Here is a 13,683-nt window from a genome sequence, read left to right on the forward strand (position 1 = left end):
CTCTTTCCGGTATGTCCTGTGCCTCAGGACGTACCGGTCTTTTTTTATGGTGCAGGCGCAGGAAAGCAACGATTGTGAGAATAGGCAACATTGATGTTTCATCTAAATTTATTTGGGAAATATGCATATATTTGGGTAAATTCGGGACGACTCAGAAAAGCAGTCTTGGGATGGAGCTCTTATTTTGGATAAAATTGATTCACAGAAAAGACAATATCGTTTACAAAACAGATTGAGTCCGGCGCAATCGATATTCCTGTAAACCATTGCGAAACAGATCAGGCATTCTTTGAGTTGTTCGCGCATCACTCTGATAAATTTTTCTCATCCACCATTCACTCTGAAAAACACAGAAGGAGAATCGCTTTAAACATTGCCCGACAGAAGGGAGCGATACTTATGAGAAAGAAAAAGGCGGACCGCCGCCATATTTGCGAAATTTCAAAAGCCCTGTTTTTGAAAAAGGGCTATCAGGCGGTTACGATCGATGAAATCTGCGATCAGGCCGGAATCTCCAAACCGACGTTTTACGCGGCCAGACTGACGAAATCCGATCTTCTCGTCAACGTGTTCTGTCTTGACGAAAAGGAAATTCATCAAATTGCCAAATCGCCGCTTGGCGCTTTGGAAAAAATTGAAGCCCTTTGCGACAAGCTTTACGCGCGGCTTCTGCTTTCAGGCAAGAAGATACTGAGCGATCTGCTGGCGGTCTCACTGGAGCGGCCGGTTTTTGAAATCATCATCAGTCCCGAATGGAAAAACTCGATTGTGGATGCTGTTCTCGATGCACAAAATGCGAAACAGATTCTCAGCACGATTGACCCTCTGCAGCTGACGCAGATTGTGGGCAGCTGGCTTATCGGCCTTTGCATGCAGTTTTCGGTTTCGCAGATCGAAGGTACGTTTGAAGAGATGCATGAAGGACTTCATGCGCTGCTTCGTCGCAATGGGGAGGCGACTGTATGAAAATGGAAGAAAAAAGAGCGGCCCTGATTGCCGCCGGTATCGCCCTGTTCAAGGAAAAAGGCTATGAGAAAGTTTCGGTGGAAGAAATCTGCGCGCGGATCCATGTGACCAAACCGACGTTTTATAACCGGATCGGCCGCAAGGAAATGATTCTCATCCACTGGTTCAACGAACAGAGCGTGAATGCTTTGCCCGAAGCCCGGCAGATTCTGGAAGAAAAGGGTCCGCGCGCTGCTTTTCCTAAGCTCTTCTCCTGCTTTCATCAGATTGCGAACAGGATGGGTCCGGAACTGTATGCGGTCTATTCCAATTACATCCTTCAAAATCCGGACATCTATCATGTGGACTATGAAAAATGGCTGGATCTGGCCGCAGAATGCATTCGACAGCTGCAGGAAGAAAACGCGATCGAATCCCGCCAGGATCCGATGTCGCTCGCGTCTCTGCTCATGCAGATCAACGATGGCCTTTGCATCGTCTGGGCCAGTCAGGAAGGAAGTTTCGACTTGCAGGGCGTCTTCTGCCAGTGGTCGAGCGATCTTCTCGGCTTTCATGAGCCGTTTATCGATCCAAACCCGTCGTATTGTGCCCCGCGCATTTCTGAGCCGAGCTGACTGGATTCAGCCCGACGGAATCCCGGGGCTTTTTATTTTGCTTTCCCTCCTTTCACGGTTTCAGGAGTTTTCTGCCAAGAGGGACCTGCATGTGGTCTCAGACTGCGACGGGTACAGGTACAGACAGCTCCAGACGAATCGGTTTGAATCAGAGAAGCGGTCAGTCCAGAAGCGGGAAGGAACTGCGCAAAAGGAATCAGAGGAGGGAACACAGTTCGCTTAAATCGTGCTAAGATTTGTCGTATATGAAAACGCCTCTGAAAAAAACTCTGCTCTTCTGGCTCCTTATTCTTGCCGCCGCTGTAAGTGCCATTTTATGTACCCGCCAGTCTTCGTCCAGCCCGATCGCGCTGGCCGTTACGCTCGTCCTTCTTGGCTGGTATCTCTATCGCTATGCAGGCAATCGGCAAAAATCCGAAGCGCTGCCATCCGTTTTGCCGCAGGGTGCCAAGGATGCACTGGCCAGAGGCGAGATTCCGGCGTATCGCAGCGCTCTGAAATGCAAACCTGGAGAAACCCTGTACTGGGCGGATGCGATGCGTGTCGATTATGAAGGGGCGAAAGTGCACATTATTTATCTGACCGATCAGAGCCTGACCTGTCTGGATGAGGATTTCGCCTTTTCCTATCCGCTGAATCGTCTTGAACTGCGCCAGAACGGGGAACGCCTGAGCGTAAAAAAGGAAAAGACGACACTCATTTTTCGCGTGGCCAGTCCGGAAGCGTTCAGACAGGCGCTCGCTCTGATTGAAGGCGGACAGACATCTCTTCCATCGGCAGACCAGAAAACAGGAATGCCCGATAAGGCGGAAACGAAACAATAGAAAAGACAGAACGATACAGGCAAAGGAGAACGCATGCAAGTAGAAGTCACCCGTATTTTTGAAACGCCCGGCGATGTCCTCTACGATTTTCTCATGGAAAAAATTGCCCGTCAGATCTCGGAGCAGTATGGCGTACGCATCGAACCGGAAGATCTGACGTCCGGCTATGCTCTGAAAACCCGTCTGCTTGACGATCGAAGAGGGCCCGTTTTGCGTCTGCGCATACTGCAGGCGGTTCGTGGAGAGTCCTTTAAACTGGTCACCCTGCTCGAAGGACAGAAAATCTCCAATGACTATCGTCTGGACGCGGACGGATCCAGTACGAAGCTCACCATTCGCCAGACGGTGGAATCCAACGATTTTTCCGGTGAGAAAGAAGGACTGAAAGCCCGCCTGGAAAAGCGGCGGCGGATTGCCCGGCTGGCCGCCATGCTCTCAAGCCTGAATGCGGACCTGACTAAAGCAAATCGCGATCAGAAACGCTAGTCGGACCTTTGTCCTGCTTTCTGGCTTTCGTGAGCGTGATTCTAAAAAGAACACAATGCCAACGCGTAGAATGAGGACAGAACCTGTGGATGTTTCAGACGGTTTATGGCTTTTTCTGCCTGCTGTACTAAATAACGATCGCCGCTGGAACGGGAAGGCGGTTCAGCTGCCTGTCCAATGGAGCAGCCGGATGACCAGTAAAGATTAGAATTTGGAGGATGGCCTATGCAAGATTTCCCCTATCCAGGAAAATTCACGTTTGTGGACGTGGAAATTCCAAACCTGAACAATGACTGTATTTGTGCCATCAGCATCATCGTTGTGGAAAATCATAAGGAAACGGAACGCCATACCGAACTGATCAATCCGAAAACGTTCTTTTCCGCACAGAACATTCAGATTCACCACATTTTGCGCAAGGACGTTCTAAACGCCCGTTCGCTGGAAGAATACTGGAAAGACTACGGCCGCTATTTTGAAGAGCCGTATATTCTCGTCGCTCACAATACGAACAGCGACATGTGCGTCATCAATAAGGATCTCTCCCGCTTCCATGAAAAAATCCACGCTTCCTACTACATCGATACGATGGATATCATGGAGCAGTTTTACTACCGCAAAAAGCAGAAAAAAGGGGATCTGCGCCTCAACCATATTGCCGAGCGTCTTGGCATTGAAATCGATCATCACAATCCGGAAAGCGACGTCAACGTCTGCTTTGAAATTCTGAAGTACATGTACCGCTATTTCGATATGGATCTGATGCCCTTTATCAAGCCGATCCCGGAATATCGGCCAAAACCGCCAAAACCCTCGCATAAGCCGTCCCGCAATCAGATGAGTCAGTTTCTGACGTATACGCGCCGGCAGATTTCTCAAAACGGGGAAAATGCGCAGATCTCGAAAAAGAAAGCCAAGGCCAGAGGCGATCAGGCGTTTCGTGCCCAGGATTATGAAGGCATCATTTTCAACTATGAACTCGCCATCGCCAAAGAATCGCTCGCTCCCTCGGTTTACATGCGGCTTGCCCAGACCTACGAAGGATTGAACATGCAATACGATGCCATTCGGGTTTTAAACCGCGGCATTAAGCTGCTGCAGGGTCATGGGGTGAACTGGTACGGCTTAAAAGGCGTCCAGCAGAAAATCATTCAGATGCAGACATCCAAGCTTGAAAAGCAGAAAGCCAGATCCAGCCGTAAGCTCAAGGAACAGGTTCGGGTACACAATCCAGGTGGAGCGACGGATCCGCAGATGCCTGCCGCAAAAGTCAGCCTCGCTTCTGCATCAAAAAAGCAGAATGCAAAACCGGCAAGACGAAAAGAAGAGAGCGGATCTGGTTTTCGGACGATGCTCAAACGGCGAAACAAAGAGCGCGCCAGTCAGACCAAAGGGACAGTTTCGCGCTGAGCGGATTTTTTCTGGGGATTTTCTTCAAATTTTCTTTTCCTGTCTTTTCAATTCATACAGTTTTTCGATAAGCGTACCAAGACTATGGGAACGGTGCTTTACAGCCCGCTCCCTTTCTTTCGTCAGGGGAAGAAAAGAACAGATCCGCCGGAAATCCTGCCGCTGGATTTGATGGAGCATTGAGACCTGTGAATGCTGATAATTTTTGAAACATGCAACCGACTCATGTTTCAAAATACGTAAAAATCGCCTGAATCAACGGAATTTTAAAGGAAAATCGTCCGAATTCATTGAAAATGGCAGAAGCAATATTGCGTAACCTGTTGCTTAATTTACAATTCTCATTGGCTTTTTTCGATGCTGTTTAATGACACGCGTAATCTGAATTTGACAGACAAATAAATTGTATTTCTGAATATTCGTGTCATATTTAATGGTTTTGAAACGTTTCAATAGCAACACTATTTCTGCTGTTAAATTTCAAATCGTCTTTCAATTAAATACATTTGTCCGTTATAAATGGACAGAATACCCGCTGTCAAATAATCCTACTATTTGACTAGACATATATTCATACAAGATAATTCTATCCAATATGTGTTTAACTTATAAATAATATGAGTTTCCTTCACCAGAACCCTTTGTAGGAAATCAAATGATGGGTATACTACTTATAGCAATATGACGAAATCTGTGAAAAGGTAACCGCTATGAAAAAAAAGTACATGATGATTTATGAGGATGTTAAAGGCCGTATTTTAAGTGGAGAATACGAAGTAGGCGCTCAGATTCCGGATGAAAAAACGGTCTGCCAGAACTTTGGCTGTTCCCGCATGACCGTAAAAAAAGCCTATGACATGCTGGTGATGGAAGGACTGATCTATCGCAAGCAGGGACAGGGAAGCTTTGTTCTTTCCAGTAAAATCAATCGTCCGGAAGTAGAAATCCAGGAGAGAGAACTCGTTGGATTTACTAAGGCAACCAATGGAGAAGGAACCTCCAAAGTCCTTCGTTTCCAGCTGATGTTCGCCACGGAAAAGATCGCCAAGGCCCTGAACATCCATGTGAATGATCCCGTTTATGATATTTGCCGTGTCCGTCTGCTCAATGATCGCCCCTACGTAATTGAACAGACGTATATGTCTCCGGCTGTAATTCCAGGCCTGACTCTCGACATCCTGAACCATTCGATCTATTCGTATATCGAAAACGATTTAGGCCTTCGGATCGGCGCTGCGCAGAAAACGACCAGCGCGGATATTTCCAATGAGACAGACCATAAGGAACTCGGCCTTTCCGAAGTGGAACCGGTTCTTGTAGTGGAGCAGATCGCTTTTCTGGATAATGGCGTACCTTTTGAATATTCCATTTCCAGACACCGCTACGATCTTTTCCGTTTCTCCGTCTACTCCATTCGCAGATAGACGATCTGGCTGATATTGTTCTTTTGTAAAGAATTGATGATTTGAAATCCGACGATCATGTGTTTTGCATGATCGTTTTGCTTAACGAGCGAAAAAGGAAGATGAGGATTCGCCATGAATGAATTCGAACAGATCTGCTTTGAAATGATCGCATCAAGCGGAAGCGCCAAGACGTTTTACATGAGTGCTCTTAAAGAAGCCAAGGATGGCCGGTTTGCCCAGGCAGAACATACGATGGAAGCGGGGGATGAAGCGCTTCTCGAAGCACAGAAAGCTCATTCCCGTCTGCTTTCCAAGGAAGCCGGCGGAGCCCGGTATGAATTCAGTCTGCTTCTGATGCATGCCGAAGATCAGATGATGACCGCCGAAACTTTCCGTCTGTTTGTCAGCGAACTGCTGGATCTGTACGCAAGGCTTCAGATCCGTTCTTCCTGGAGCGAGATGGACTAAACAAGACTATTGATCTCTCTCTGATACGTCGCAGCAGTCTGGTTCTTCTGCGACATTTTCTTTTCTCTTCTGATTCAAAAAGGGGGTAAAGCTAGAAATTTTAGGCAAACTCAGTAAGAATGCAGTCATGAATGCCGACAGCTCAGAAGTTTATACAGAATCCTCAAATCGTTTGCCTCTGCTTTTCGACAGATCGGCGCAAGTGTCGAATGCTCCTGCAGGCGGCGCAGGGGTAAGACACTCGACTATCCTGTTACTATAGAAAACGAACAAGAAAGGCAGTGCTTTTTCCATCCCGTACTCTTTTCACGCACCCGCCTGCAGGGCTCTTTTCTTTTTGTCCCGAAAATCGTGGCAGCCCAACGAAAGGGGCTTAGGCTGAGCCGGCAGAGGACTTTCTTTTTGAAAAGCGGCTGCGTGAGAAAAAAGCAGACTCATTTCAAAGGAGCGTACATGCAATCGTTTCATCTTACCCCTGCTATCCCTTCAAAATTGCCGGAATACACCCTCTGTAAAGGCCTTTGCCTGATTGATGTGGGCGGAGGACTGCGCGGTGTGTATGCTGCCGGCGTTCTGGACGGTCTTCTTGATCGCGGAATCATGGCCGAGCTGAACATCGGCGTTTCCGCCGGCGCAGCCAACCTGGCGACTTATATTGCCGGACAGAAAACACGAACGTACACGTACTATCACGACTATTCGTTTCGAAAAGAATATGCTTCCCTGCAAAACTTCATTTTTCGAAAATCGTTTTTTGATCTGGACTACATCTATTCGGACTTAAGCAATTCCGACGGCGAATATCCGCTCGATGCGCCGGCTCTTCTTCAAAATCCCGCCAAACTGATTACCGTAGCGACGAACGCGCTGAGCGGGCGGCCAGCATACTTTACAAAGAAACACCTTACGCAGGATGAGTATTCCATTTTCAAGGCGTCCTGCGCTGTCCCGCTGATCTGTCATGCCTATACAGCCTTTGGCGTTCCGTGTTGTGACGGTACCGTTTCGGATCCGATTCCAGTCGATAAGGCGCTGGAAATGGGGGCAGAGAAGATCGTCATTCTGCTTCCGCGCAAAGCGTCCAATATCGAAGAAGACGAATCGGAAAGCCCAATGAATCGTCTTCTGGCTTACACCCGCTATGGAACGCATTTTCCCGCTGTGCTTGATGCGCTCAAGAAGCGTCCGCACGTCAATAATGCGTCGATGCGAAAAGCCAGAGAGCTGGAAGAGCAGGGGAAAGCGCTCATCCTTTCTCCCGAAACGCTCCATCATGTAGAGTCTCTTATGGGAACACCGGAAGCCATCGACGCCCTCTATAAAGAAGGCGTTGCGGACGCGGCAAAGATTGAAGCGTTCCTGCAGGAAGATCCGGTAAAATAGAGGAAACCCTATTCGCAAAACGAATCTGGAAATTGATGTAAAATTCTATCCATCCTCTATTCCTGCAGACCGGCCCCAAAAGCGGTCTAATGCAAGAGGATTTTATAAAGGAGCTGAACACGTATGAGCAGACTCTCCATTCTGGGAGCGAAGACGTCGGCCGGACTGCTGTCTCTGATTGGACGGGGTGGATCCATGCCGGGATCGATCGCACTGAAAATCGATCCGAACTCGCTTTCCAGACTGAAGTTTCGCGGACCGGTCATTCTTGTGACCGGCACGAATGGAAAAACCTCGACGGCGAACATGTTATCGTCCGTCTTTGAAAAAGCCGGGCGCAAAGTCGTCACCAACCGCAAGGGCGACAACCTGAAAGCCGGCATTACTTCGGCACTTTTGCAGGCGGCGAAAATGAACGGGGAAATCGATGCGGATGCTGTCGTTCTGGAAGTGGATGAACTCAATATCCGCCACGTTCTCCCGGTCCTTCCGGTAAAAGCGCTGGTCGTCAATAACTTCTTTCGCGACCAGCTCGATCGCGCCAGAGAAATGGAGCAGCTGATTGATTCGATTGAAGGCGTTCTTCCCGAATACCAGGGCCTGCTCGTTTTAAACGGCAATGACCCGAATACTGTCCGTCTCGCGCTCAAGGCTCCGAAAGCCAAAGCCGTCTATTTTGGTCTGGCCGAAAACGCCTATTCCAAAAAGACGACAAACGAAGCGAGCGAAGGCAAATTCTGCCCGGTCTGCGGCGAGCGTCTCGAATACGATTTTTATCAGTATTCCCATATCGGCTCATTTCACTGTCCAAAGTGCGGCTTTAAAACGCCAGAGCTCGATGTCGAACTGCAAGATATCAATCTGGACGATCAGTCTTTTGTGTTTGAAAACAAGAAGCACAAAGGACCGTATGAGGGCCTGTATTCGATGTACAACTATGCCGGCGTACTGGCGGCCAGTCAGGCGTTTGGCGTAAGTGCTGATGCGTTTGATGCCATGGCCAGAAGCGCTCCGCAGCCGGCTGGACGGAATGAAAAATTCGAAAAGAACGGCAAGAGCGTCATTCTGAACCTGGTCAAAAACCCGACCGGAGCCAACGAAGTCATGAAGGTCATCGAAAAAGACGACCGTGAGAAATCCATCGTTATCGTCTTAAACGACCGGGAACAGGATGGCACCGACGTTTCCTGGATTTACGACACCCAGTTTGAAAAGTTCATGAACGATCAGACGAAAAAAGTCATCTGCACCGGACTTCGTGCAGGGGATATGGCGCTGCGCATGTACTTTGGCGGCTATACCGGAGACATGTCGATCGAGCACAATCTCGAACAGGCCGCAGCGCAGGGACTGCAGGCAGCGGATGTGGTGTACGTCATGGCCACGTATACGGCACTGCTCGAAAGCCGCAAAGCCATTGAAAAGGAGATGTCGCTATGAAACTGAAATGCGCATGGATGTATCACGACATCATGGACCTGTATGGAGACAAGGGCAATATCATGACCCTGCAGAGCCGCGCAAAATCGCGCGGCATCGATCTCGAGGTAACGACCGTCGGGATTGGTCAAAAAGCGGATTTATCCGCGTTTGATCTGGTCTTCATGGGCGGCGGCGCAGACAGGGAGCAGATGGCGCTGATTCCGGATTTGCTGGCGCGGAAGGAAAACATTTTAAAAGCACTTGATGGCGGTACCTTTTTCCTTCTGATCTGCGGCGGCTACCAGCTGTTTGGTCAGTATTATGAGACCGCCGATCACAATAAGATTCCCGGTCTGCAGATTCTCGATCTGTATACAGAAACCGGAAAAGGGAAGAGCCGCTGCATCGGCAATATCGTGATCGATGCCGATCTCGATGGACAGACACTGCGTCTGATCGGATTTGAAAATCACGGCGGCCAGACCCTGAATGTCACCTCCCCATTAGGCAAAGTCGTAAAGGGAAGCGGAAATGCGTTCAATGCGGGCTTTGAAGGCTATTACGACGGCCGAATTCTCGGAACGTATCTGCACGGTCCGCTTCTGCCCAAAAACGGCCGGCTCGCCGATTTTGTTCTGGCCAAAGCGATTGCCCGAACCCATCCAGGATTTACCCTCAGCGATCTGGCTGAGCTCGATAATCCCTGGGAAGCGGAAGCCCGAAAAGCTCTGCTCGACCGATTCGGTCTGCAGGAACTGGACGCATAGCTCCGATCCAGAGCGTAGAAAAGCCAGTCCTCATTTTTTCGATATCCATAATAAAAGCTGTGTTCTTATCCATTTTGGCTTTCCAAATGCCGGCTGCAGGCAGATCTGCCAGCCGATTCTCTGGAAAGCTGTGATGAGAGGACACAGCTTTTTGTATAGCCGATAAATAGGAACGGGGCGATTGGAAGTCTGTATACGGACCGGCGCCCTATTTGGATGGATTCTCCTCGTTTTCCATATTGAAGCGGTAAATCTGATACGTTCCGTACAACCGGCATACCGCCGCGCGGATCACATCCACCATGAGCGTCTGCTGCCAGGAAGGCTCATCGAAAATTTCCACGGCCGTATCGCCGCCCTCCATCACATTGTGCAGAAGGATTTCAAAGACGCGCACGAAACAGTCAAAGTCATGAGAGAAGCGGTCGCTTGAACTAATTTCGGTATAAATCGTAATCAGGGAGGCGATCTCCTGCAGCGTAAAGCACTGCTTGAGAATCATGACTACATACAGATAGGCCAGATGATACGCTTTGTAGCGTTTTTTCAGCGGGGGATGAACGATGGAGTTTTTCACGTAATTATTGATCATGCTGGAAGTGATGCATCCCGGCTTCTGGTTGAAATAGAGCGGATCGAGCCAGCGGTTGAGCAGTTCCACGACCTGATCCATGTACAGCGGTACATTCGGGAATTCGGCAAAGCGCGGTCCCTGATAGGTCGCCAGATTGCGGGCGATCTGATCGAGCTTTTCTTTTGATTCGTTGTCAGTCATAGTCTCAGTTTATCAAAAATCTAAACAAGGGCCGGCTGGTTTTGATAGAGAGCGGCACAATTCCCCTGAAAGACGTTGGGATTCTGGAAAGGAAATACCCCTTTCTTGTCGTCTTTCCCCCAAAAATCGCATCGAATGGGAAAAAGGAAGCGTCTTTGAATCGGGAAAGAAATTCTGAAAAAGTCACGAAACCCGCCTTCAGGCTGCCATAAGACCTTCGGGTGTGGGAAGAAAGAGCAGGATAATGTGTACAATTGTGTTATAAAACCCGGTGCGGTTGAGCCCAATGACAGGAACCCTTACAATACGGATGGTGATTTTTATGAAAAAATGGATAAAACTGCTGATGGCTTTTTTACTGGCTTACAGCGCGGCAGCCTGTTCGAAGGAACAGGGCGCTTCGAGCGCACAGCTTCAGGAGGGGGTAACCCTTTCCATGGTAGATGTGCTCGAAGTCGATAACAAGTCGGCCAATACAGTCTTTTTCTACTTTCTGGCCGGCGTAGACAATAATTCCGATTCCGTCTATCACATGAGCAACCTGGTGTATTCGCTGCGGGCGAAAAACAGCAATGACTTCAAAACGATCAATCCGATCGATCAGTTCAAGACGATCGTTACCAACGATGTTCAGCCAGGCCTGTCGACGTACATTTACGGCTATATCGGCGTTCCCAAAACGTCAGATCGAAACCTTGGTCTTTACATCGAAAAGGATGATACTTTCCTTCCGTTCTCGTCCACAAGCATCCGTAAAATCGATGATTCCAAAATCAAGAATTCCGATGAAAAGAAATTCACGATTTATGAAGATGAATATTACGAATTTGATGTGGATGCATCACAGCTTTCCTATCGTTATGAAAACGGAAAGTCGATCATCGAAGGCTTGAAAATTAACTACCGCAATAAAACGGATCAGCGCCTGGTTGTTCCGTATCTTTCCCCGATCTGCACGATCGACGGCTACGATTTCTCCGGTATGGCCAACGCCGACGAGCTCCGGGCAATGAGTCAGGAGCAGATCGAACAGTACGCGTTTACCGATAAAGGTCTGCCGGCAAAAACCGAAAGCATTCGCGCACAGTCGTACGGCTATGAGCTGTTCTATCTCGGACCGCAGCAGGAAGTTTCTGCTTCGATTCTCTTTGAAGCGCCGGATTCCGTTCCAGATTTCGCGTCCAAACTCCACAATGGAATTACCGTCAATATCAATTCGCCGTCTTTAGGCTATCGACAGATTCTCAAAGTCGACTACTAAGTCCAGAGATTTCTCCATCACAAATGATCTATAAAAAGCAGGGAGTCCTCCCTGTTTTTTTTATGGACTGCCCAAAACGATTCAAGCGTTCAAATTGGCATGCATACGGCTTCTTTTTACAATGAAACACGTAAACAGAACAGATGAAAATCTGGCCGCAATGGCTGACCACTTTGCGGCGCTGTTACAGACCGGATAGAAGAAGTCCCTCATTCTTCTGCCCATTATCCCTCACGAGTCGGCGCGCGAGCGCAATGGCTCACGCATCAGGACTCCTGTTCGATTCCGGAATCATCCCGGCTAAGAAGGCGGAGTCTTTTCTTTTTGCCAAAAAAATTAACCCTCTTCCTGAATTTCGAAGAGGGTTAAGCGGTTATATTGGAGAAAAGATCGGTTCAGTTCGTTTGGCCGATCGGTTCAGTTGCCGGGTTTCGTTTCGTCGCTGGAGCTGCTTCCGGCTGCGGACAAAGAGGAAGAGGGCCCCGATCCATTTTGCGATTTGCTGCCTGACTTTGATTTGCCTGATTTCAGAGAAGCAGCGGACTGGCCAATGGGCGCGCCGCTGCAGGAGACTGCAGCGGCAGAAGAAGCGGAGGATGCAGAAGATGCCTTCTTTTCTACAGTCGCGTAAGATACTGTCTCTGGATGCAGCTCTGGACGCGTTTCGAATTGCGTTTCTGGACTGAAGGTTTCACTTGCTTTGGAATCGGTCTTATCGCTTTGTTCTTCCGTCTCTTTCTCTTTGTGAACGAGTTCGACTTCTTCTATGGAAGCGTGCTGCGGCTTATAGATCGAAAGATTGAGCGCAAACGTTTCAGCCAGCTGATGGCTGCAAAGTTCATGGTCCTTTACCTGGACGTAGCCAATGGCTTCCATGGTCACATAGCCGGAAGAAATCTCCCGAACGGTAATGTAGCAGGGCTGGCTTTTTTCCAGAAGCGTATTCTGCTTCATCAGTTCCAGCGCCTCCGTGCGGATTTTTGTCATATCGTTGCCAACCGCGACGGAGAAGGGTACTTTTACACGTACATATGGATATTTGGTATAGTTTGTGATCGTATCTTCTACAATGGTGGCGTTCGGGATAACCGCCTCTTTCTGATTGTCGGTACGAATCGTTGTAAACATGAGTTCAATAGTCGTGACATACCCGCGATGGCCGGCCACCTGAATGTAGTCCCCGATTTTAAACGGTTTTGTCACCAGAATCTGAATGCCACCCGCAACATTGGCCATATTGCCTTTTAAGGCAAGTGCAACGCCAAGACCTAAAGCCGATACGAGCGAGACAATGCTCGATACTTTAATACCTAAAGCTTCGGCAGCCATAATGAACGATAAAGCGATGATCGCTATATTGGCTGTAGAGCCCAGAAACGTCATCAGCCCCTTATCCTGCGACTTATCTGCGGCTTTCACGATCATCTTTTTCACGCGCGGTCCGATCAGAATGCCAGCCGTCACTTCCACAATGGGAATCCAGGCCGTCTGAAGAAAATGAATCAGATCGGCGGACCAGTTGATTTTCATAAAATGCCCCCTTACTCTTCCATTTTAGAATCCCCGCAAAAAATTCCCTTCTGCCTGCCCGTTTACCCCTGATTGGAGGAGAATAATTGTACGTGGGAAAGATCGAGTGGATTTTGCTGCAGCGGATCAGTGCGCCATGGGAGAAACAAGGACAAGGATTGAGTTTATTTGAAAGATTCGAAGATTTTTTCGGTTTACACGTTTATGGTCTTGACAGGATGATTCTATGGTTGAAGTAATGAAATAGAACTTTCCCAATGAGCTTAACTATACAAATCGCTCGTTTTTGAAATTTCATCCCATCAGAGAGCCTTTTTCCGAGGCTCTCTTTTTAATTTTCCCCTGGCTCAATGACCATAACTACGATTAAC

General features: G+C 48.5%; 13 protein-coding genes. 11 read left to right on the forward strand and 2 right to left on the reverse strand.

The annotated features are described in order from the left end of the window. Window positions 1-399 precede the first annotated feature (399 nt). The 10 genes from Afil_RS04900 to Afil_RS04945 all read left to right on the forward strand — a co-directional run bounded on the left by Afil_RS04900 (window position 400) and on the right by Afil_RS04945 (window position 9,746). Complete coding sequence (locus tag Afil_RS04900) at window positions 400-966, forward strand: TetR/AcrR family transcriptional regulator (protein WP_230267429.1); 567 nt, start codon at window positions 400-402, stop codon at window positions 964-966. Further along, a complete protein-coding gene (locus tag Afil_RS04905; RefSeq protein WP_230267431.1) occupies window positions 963-1,580 on the forward strand; it encodes a TetR/AcrR family transcriptional regulator in 618 nt (205 codons plus the stop codon). Before Afil_RS04900 ends, Afil_RS04905 begins: the two co-directional genes overlap by 4 nt. 245 nt (window positions 1,581-1,825) lie before the next feature. Beyond that, complete coding sequence (locus Afil_RS04910) at window positions 1,826-2,404, forward strand: hypothetical protein (RefSeq protein WP_230267432.1); 579 nt, start codon at window positions 1,826-1,828, stop codon at window positions 2,402-2,404. A 33-nt stretch (window positions 2,405-2,437) separates the two neighbouring features. Then, window positions 2,438-2,890, forward strand: coding sequence for a DUF3284 domain-containing protein (locus Afil_RS04915; RefSeq protein ID WP_230267433.1), 453 nt, complete (start codon window positions 2,438-2,440; stop codon window positions 2,888-2,890). A 225-nt stretch (window positions 2,891-3,115) separates the two neighbouring features. Next, entirely contained in the window at window positions 3,116-4,300 is a 1,185-nt protein-coding gene (locus Afil_RS04920) for an exonuclease domain-containing protein (protein ID WP_230267434.1), read from the forward strand. A 710-nt stretch (window positions 4,301-5,010) separates the two neighbouring features. Beyond that, window positions 5,011-5,724, forward strand: a complete 714-nt coding sequence (locus Afil_RS04925; RefSeq protein WP_230267435.1) for a GntR family transcriptional regulator — start codon at window positions 5,011-5,013, stop codon at window positions 5,722-5,724. A gap of 114 nt (window positions 5,725-5,838) precedes the next feature. Beyond that, a complete protein-coding gene (locus tag Afil_RS04930; protein ID WP_230267437.1) occupies window positions 5,839-6,174 on the forward strand; it encodes a PTS sugar transporter subunit IIA in 336 nt (111 codons plus the stop codon). A 453-nt stretch (window positions 6,175-6,627) separates the two neighbouring features. Continuing rightward, complete coding sequence (locus Afil_RS04935; protein WP_230267439.1) at window positions 6,628-7,557, forward strand: patatin-like phospholipase family protein; 930 nt, start codon at window positions 6,628-6,630, stop codon at window positions 7,555-7,557. A gap of 123 nt (window positions 7,558-7,680) precedes the next feature. Continuing rightward, entirely contained in the window at window positions 7,681-8,997 is a 1,317-nt protein-coding gene (locus Afil_RS04940) for a MurT ligase domain-containing protein (protein WP_230267440.1), read from the forward strand. Then, window positions 8,994-9,746, forward strand: coding sequence for a type 1 glutamine amidotransferase (locus Afil_RS04945; protein ID WP_230267442.1), 753 nt, complete (start codon window positions 8,994-8,996; stop codon window positions 9,744-9,746). The genes Afil_RS04940 and Afil_RS04945 overlap by 4 nt, the downstream gene beginning before the upstream one ends. Window positions 9,747-9,954: 208 nt before the next feature. On the opposite strand, the gene Afil_RS04950 is transcribed toward Afil_RS04945, so the two are convergent. Further along, a complete protein-coding gene (locus Afil_RS04950; RefSeq protein ID WP_230267443.1) occupies window positions 9,955-10,521 on the reverse strand; it encodes a DUF1836 domain-containing protein in 567 nt (188 codons plus the stop codon). 322 nt (window positions 10,522-10,843) lie between these two features. Here Afil_RS04950 and Afil_RS04955 point away from each other — a divergent pair, with 322 nt between their 5' ends. Further along, on the forward strand, window positions 10,844-11,782 hold the full coding sequence (locus Afil_RS04955; protein ID WP_230267444.1) for a hypothetical protein: 939 nt from the start codon (window positions 10,844-10,846) through the stop codon (window positions 11,780-11,782). 417 nt (window positions 11,783-12,199) lie between these two features. On the opposite strand, the gene Afil_RS04960 is transcribed toward Afil_RS04955, so the two are convergent. Further along, the gene (locus Afil_RS04960; protein WP_230267445.1) at window positions 12,200-13,312 is read right to left on the reverse strand and encodes a mechanosensitive ion channel family protein; all 1,113 of its coding nucleotides are present in this window, start codon (window positions 13,310-13,312) and stop codon (window positions 12,200-12,202) included. Window positions 13,313-13,683 lie beyond the last annotated feature (371 nt).

It is taken from the genome of Allobaculum fili (assembly GCF_020969955.1).
Classification (GTDB): domain Bacteria; phylum Bacillota_I; class Bacilli_A; order Erysipelotrichales; family Erysipelotrichaceae; genus Allobaculum; species Allobaculum fili.

Bases quoted from the DNA above. Each gene is read 5' to 3' on its own strand.
- Afil_RS04900 (WP_230267429.1), top strand. From the start codon at position 400: ATGAGAAAGAAAAAGGCGGACCGCCGCCATATTTGCGAAATTTCAAAA.
- Afil_RS04905 (WP_230267431.1), top strand. From the start codon at position 963: ATGAAAATGGAAGAAAAAAGAGCGGCCCTGATTGCCGCCGGTATCGCC.
- Afil_RS04910 (WP_230267432.1), top strand. From the start codon at position 1,826: ATGAAAACGCCTCTGAAAAAAACTCTGCTCTTCTGGCTCCTTATTCTT.
- Afil_RS04915 (WP_230267433.1), top strand. From the start codon at position 2,438: ATGCAAGTAGAAGTCACCCGTATTTTTGAAACGCCCGGCGATGTCCTC.
- Afil_RS04920 (WP_230267434.1), top strand. From the start codon at position 3,116: ATGCAAGATTTCCCCTATCCAGGAAAATTCACGTTTGTGGACGTGGAA.
- Afil_RS04925 (WP_230267435.1), top strand. From the start codon at position 5,011: ATGAAAAAAAAGTACATGATGATTTATGAGGATGTTAAAGGCCGTATT.
- Afil_RS04930 (WP_230267437.1), top strand. From the start codon at position 5,839: ATGAATGAATTCGAACAGATCTGCTTTGAAATGATCGCATCAAGCGGA.
- Afil_RS04935 (WP_230267439.1), top strand. From the start codon at position 6,628: ATGCAATCGTTTCATCTTACCCCTGCTATCCCTTCAAAATTGCCGGAA.
- Afil_RS04940 (WP_230267440.1), top strand. From the start codon at position 7,681: ATGAGCAGACTCTCCATTCTGGGAGCGAAGACGTCGGCCGGACTGCTG.
- Afil_RS04945 (WP_230267442.1), top strand. From the start codon at position 8,994: ATGAAACTGAAATGCGCATGGATGTATCACGACATCATGGACCTGTAT.
- Afil_RS04950 (WP_230267443.1), bottom strand. From the start codon at position 10,521: ATGACTGACAACGAATCAAAAGAAAAGCTCGATCAGATCGCCCGCAAT.
- Afil_RS04955 (WP_230267444.1), top strand. From the start codon at position 10,844: ATGAAAAAATGGATAAAACTGCTGATGGCTTTTTTACTGGCTTACAGC.
- Afil_RS04960 (WP_230267445.1), bottom strand. From the start codon at position 13,312: ATGAAAATCAACTGGTCCGCCGATCTGATTCATTTTCTTCAGACGGCC.